We start from the raw sequence: 4,916 nt of genomic DNA on the forward strand, positions 1-4,916 counted from the left end.
TCCCGCAAATCTGATGAAACAGCCTTTCCCATAGAGCACCTCCTGCTCACAGAGAATCAAACCGAACATCAAATGGGAACCCGTCGATTCAAATTATTCGCCGGATGCTCTAGGCTCCATCCTTCAGCAAAGCCAGCACCAGATCCGCCGAGAACGAGCCGCCTCCAAAGGAGGTGGCGAGCTTGAGATCCACCAACTCTTCAATCCAGTCCTGACGCGCCGCAACAAAGCCGCACCGAACCGCCGCCGACAGGGTCTTGGAGAAGCTGCCGATATGGATGACGCGATCCAACCCGTCGAATGCCGCCAGACGCGGCGCGGGCTCCTGCTCGAAATCCGCAAAAATGTCATCCTCGACGATGAGCAGATCGTGCCGTTCAGCGAGTTTCAGGACGCGGTGCGCGACGACGGGCGACAGGGTCGCCCCGGTGGGATTGTGAAGCGCCGAGTTGGTTATATAGAGGCGGGGCGCGTGCTCCGTCAGCGCCTTCTCGAACAGCTCCAGATCCGGGCCCGTATGCGTATAGGGCACGCTGACCACCTTGACGCGATGGACGCGCAGCATGGCGTGGAAGTTGAAATAGCAGGGGTCGTCCAGCAGGACCGTATCGCCGGGTTCGACCAGAAACCGGCAAAGCAGGTCGATGGCCTGGGTGCCGGATTCCGTCAGCATGATCTGATAGGGAGGCGCCTCGATCCCACGATCAGCCAAGCGCCGGGACAAAAGCTGTCTTAGCGCGGGCAAACCATGAGGTGTGCTATAGTCGGTCAGGCTGGCCTGGCCTTCTCGTGCCAACAGGCGCAAGGCGCGGCGAATATCCGTCTCCGGCATCCAGGACGCAGGCAGCCAGCCGCACCCAGGCTTCAACAGGCTGCGTCCCGCATCCAGCGATTGCCGCGTCATCCAGATCGGATCGACCTCGCGGTCAAGGCGCGGTCCGGTATCGGAAAGGGAAAACGGCGGCAGGTGCCCCGCGACATAGAAGCCGGAGCCGCGCCGCGACAGGATCACGCCCTCGGCCGCAAGGCGGTCATACGCATCGACGACCGTTGACTTCGACACCTGCATCTTCTGGGCCAGACCCCGGATCGACGGCAACCTGACGCCCGGCGCCGTCTGGCGGCTCGCAATCTGCTTTCGCACGGTCGCCATCACCTGCTCGACAAGTGTGCCGCCCTCCAACCGGTCACGGTCCCGTGCGCTCATCTGTATTGCCCAGTCTGCCATTACAGTTTTCAAATATTGTAATGGACTGTCTCTGGAAGAACCATATAGCTCCCGCCATAGTTCACCCGGAAGAAGGGGGATCTGATGGACGAAACCAAGAGCGGCTGGTTCTACGGCTTCATCGGAGTTGCGATTTTCAGCGGATCGCTGCCAGCGACGCGGGTGGCGGTCGCTGATTTCGACCCGGTCTTTCTGACGATTGTCCGCGCCGCGATTGCGGGCTTTCTGGCGCTTGCCCTTCTGGTTCTGCTTCCCCAGAAACGCCCGGACCGGAGCGATCTTGCATCCTTGTTCATCGTCGCGCTCGGGGTGGTGGTCGGCTTTCCCTTGCTGACAGCGCTGGCTCTGGAACACATCACCTCCGCCCACTCGATCGTTTTTATCGGCCTCCTGCCTCTCGCGACCGCAACTTTCGGCGTGCTTCGGGCTGGCGATCGCCCGCGTCCCGTATTCTGGCTGTTCTCGATTGCCGGCAGCTCGCTCGTCGCCGGCTTTGCCCTGACACAAGATTTTTCAGCCTCATGGACCGGCGATCTGTTGATGCTCGCGGCCATCGTCGTGTGCGGCATGGGCTACGCGGAGGGGGGCAAGCTGTCTCGCAAACTCGGCGGTTGGCAGGTGATCTCTTGGGCGCTCGTTCTGTCCCTGCCGGTGATGGCTCCCTTGGCTGCCTATACGATGCCCGCGACCTTCTCAGAGGTCAGCCAGCCCGCCTGGATCGCACTGGCCTACGTCTCCTTGTTCAGCATGCTCATCGGCTTCGTGTTCTGGTATCGCGGGCTAGCCCAAGGCGGTGTCGCCGCCGTCGGACAACTGCAACTGCTTCAGCCATTTATGGGGTTGATGCTCGCAGCGACGTTGCTCCACGAAGATGTCAGCTGGCCGATGGCGGCCGTCAGCCTCGCCGTGGTCGCTTGTGTCGCGGGCGCGAAAAAATTTGCTTAGATATCAATACGGCGGCACGCGAATCGAGGCGCCGCGACCGCCCCGTTCACACGAACAGATCAACCAGCTCGAACGTCTCGACGTCGACGATCCCCTTGTCCGAGATCCGCAAGGACGGAATCACCACCAGCGCGAGCAGCGAGTGCTGCATATAAGCGTTGTTCAGGGTGCAGCCGGCCTCGCGCATCGCCGCGATCAGTCGGTCGGCCTTGGCGGCGACAATCTCCGCCCGCTCGTCCGACATCAGCCCGGCGATCGGCATTTCGATCAACGCCCGCTCTTCGCCATCGGCGAAGAAGGTTACGCCGCCACCGACCTCGCCCAACCGGTTGGCGGCGAGCGCCATGTCTTCCTCGGACGTGCCGACGACGATCATGTGGTGACTGTCATGCGCCACCGTCGAGGCCATGGCGCAGCCGCCACGATAACCGAAGCCGGAGACGAAGCCGTTGACCACCCCGCCGCTCGCCCGGTGACGCTCCACCAATGCGATGCGGCAGACGTCACTGGCGGCATCGGGCATCGCCACGCCGTCCACGACAGGAATCGTCGCCGTCAGCGCCTTGGTCGGTGCCTGGTTCTCGACGACGCCGATGACCCGAACCTTCGCCGTGCCGCCTGCGCCCGCTGGTGCCGACACACAAAAGTCCTCGGCCGTCAGAGGCCGGCCGAGCTTCACCGTTGCCTTCGCCGACGCCGGATAGGCGTAGGCCGGCATGTCGGCTTCGAGCGTCCCGGCCGCCGCCAGGCGAACGCCGCGGCCATAGACTTCGTCGATGGACAGTTCGCTCAGATCGGAGACGATCAGGAAGTCGGCGCGCCGGCCCGGCGTTACCGAACCGATCTCGCGCTCCAGCTTGAAATGCTCGGCGGTGTTGATCGTCGCCATCTGGATCGCCGTCATCGGCTTCAAGCCGCGTGAAATGGCATGGCGAACCACCCGGTCCATATGCCCGTCGCGCACCAGCGTGCCGGAATGACAGTCGTCGGTGCACAGGATGAAGTGGCGCGAATCGAGCCCCATCTCGGTGATCGCGCGCACCTGGGCGGCGACGTCGTACCAGGCCGAGCCGAGGCGCAGCATCGCCTTCATGCCCTGGCGCACCCGCGCCGCCGCATCCTCCATGCGAGTGCCCTCGTGGTCGTCCTCCGGCCCGCCGGCGACATAGCCGTGGAAGGCCCGCCCGAGATCCGGCGAGGCGTAGTGCCCGCCGACGGTCTTGCCGGCTCTCCGGGTCGCGGCGATCTCGCCGACCATCGTGGCGTCATTCGCCGCGACGCCGGGAAAGTTCATCACCTCGCCGAGCCCGATGATCGCTGGCCAGTCCATCGCCTCGGCGACATCGGCCGGGCCGAGCACGGCACCGCCCTCCTCCAGCCCCGGCGCCGAGGGCACGCAGGACGGCATCTGCACCCAGACGTTGACCGGCTGGACCACCGCCTCGTCATGCATCAGCTTGACGCCCGGAAGGCCGAGGACATTGGCTATTTCGTGCGGGTCGATGAACATCGAGGTGGTGCCGTGCGGAATCACCGCGCGGCAGAACTCGGTCACCGTCACCATGCCGCTTTCAACATGCATGTGCGCGTCGCAGAGCCCTGGCATCACATAACGCCCGGCGGCGTCGACAACCCGCGTTCCCTCCCCGATCGTATGGGCGGCATCGGGGCCGCAATAGGCGAAACGTCCCGCCTTTACCGCAATGTCGGTAGCGGGAATGATTTCGCCGGAGTGGACATTCACCCAGCGCGCGTTGCGGACGACAAGGTCGGCCTGGGTACGCCCCATGGCGACATCGACGAGTTGAGGCGCGACGCTGTCGAATGGCTCCGGACGGTCCATGCTCATGAGTTATCCACACCCCTACGCGATTTCTGAAAATCGAATCTGACAAGGTAGCGGGAGGCCCATCGAGGGAGATGGCACACCGCTCTTGTTCCACAACTGTTGCGATTGTTCGCATAAAGTGGTCGAGGAAACATCCGCAACCTCTTCTACTCAATGGTGCGGGCGGCGGGACTCGAACCCGCACGGGACGAAGCCCGAGGGATTTTAAGTCCCTTGCGTCTACCATTCCGCCACGCCCGCTCCGGGCGGAGCACAACGCCATGCCGCGAGCGGTGTCAAGATTTGTGCATCATTGCCACAGTTCACGAAAATTCCACTGACGTGTTCGGCGAAAATGGGGTACCGTCTCACTTGCGATGATGTTTCGTTGCAGCGAGCGCGAAAAAGGGGGTGGCATGAGGAATGATTTCGACCGTCCCGACATGACCGCACATTCGTGCGGAGTGCCTGTGCTCGACACATTCGAGGGCCTCTACGCCTCCGGTCTGCTCACATGCCTGAAGCGACAGAATCTGGCGCTGGAACGCCTTCGGCATGCCTTGGAGAACGAATTGGCATCGCCGGCCCGCGGATGCGTCCCGCGAAGGCGCCTGCTCTCCAAAGCCTGAATGCCGAAGGCCCGCATGGCTCGATATTGGCGTTGCGCGTGTCGAATGGTTTCGGCCGTTGCGCCTTGAGGGCCGTGTGGCCGGAGTCCCGACCTCTGCAACCGGCAGGGCGAAGCAACGGATCAGGCTTGCGATCGTCGCGCACAGCGCGAACGCGTTGGAGCCGACCGCACACCTAGGCTCAGGACCTATTAATTTCTCTTGATGTGTGATTCAGAGCTTCCGTCAAGGAGGTTCTGATGGCTGGTTTGTTTTTGCTGAGCGAGCGCCAGATGGCGCGGATATC

Annotated in this window: 2 protein-coding genes, 1 tRNA gene and 1 pseudogene; 1 reads left to right on the plus strand and 3 read right to left on the minus strand. The window is 63.0% G+C overall.

Translation table 11 applies throughout. The annotated features are described in order from the left end of the window. Nucleotides 1-112 precede the first annotated feature (112 nt). Nucleotides 113-1,228: pseudogene (locus tag VQ045_RS21210) on the minus strand (aminotransferase-like domain-containing protein); the annotation flags it as partial. 84 nt (nt 1,229-1,312) lie between these two features. On the opposite strand from VQ045_RS21210, the gene VQ045_RS21215 reads away from it, so the two are divergent. Next, on the plus strand, nt 1,313-2,173 hold the full coding sequence (locus VQ045_RS21215; protein WP_327625269.1) for a DMT family transporter: 861 nt from the start codon (nt 1,313-1,315) through the stop codon (nt 2,171-2,173). Between the two features lie 46 nt (nt 2,174-2,219). Here the strand turns inward: VQ045_RS21215 and ade are convergent, their stop codons facing one another. Continuing rightward, nucleotides 2,220-4,022, minus strand: coding sequence for an adenine deaminase (gene ade / locus VQ045_RS21220; protein WP_331831537.1), 1,803 nt, complete (start codon nt 4,020-4,022; stop codon nt 2,220-2,222). Between the two features lie 154 nt (nt 4,023-4,176). Then, nucleotides 4,177-4,262, minus strand: a tRNA-Leu gene (locus VQ045_RS21225). Between the last annotated feature and the right edge of the window lie 654 nt (nt 4,263-4,916).

Source organism: Aurantimonas sp. E1-2-R+4, assembly GCF_036549515.1.
GTDB lineage: Bacteria > Pseudomonadota > Alphaproteobacteria > Rhizobiales > Rhizobiaceae > Aurantimonas > Aurantimonas coralicida_A.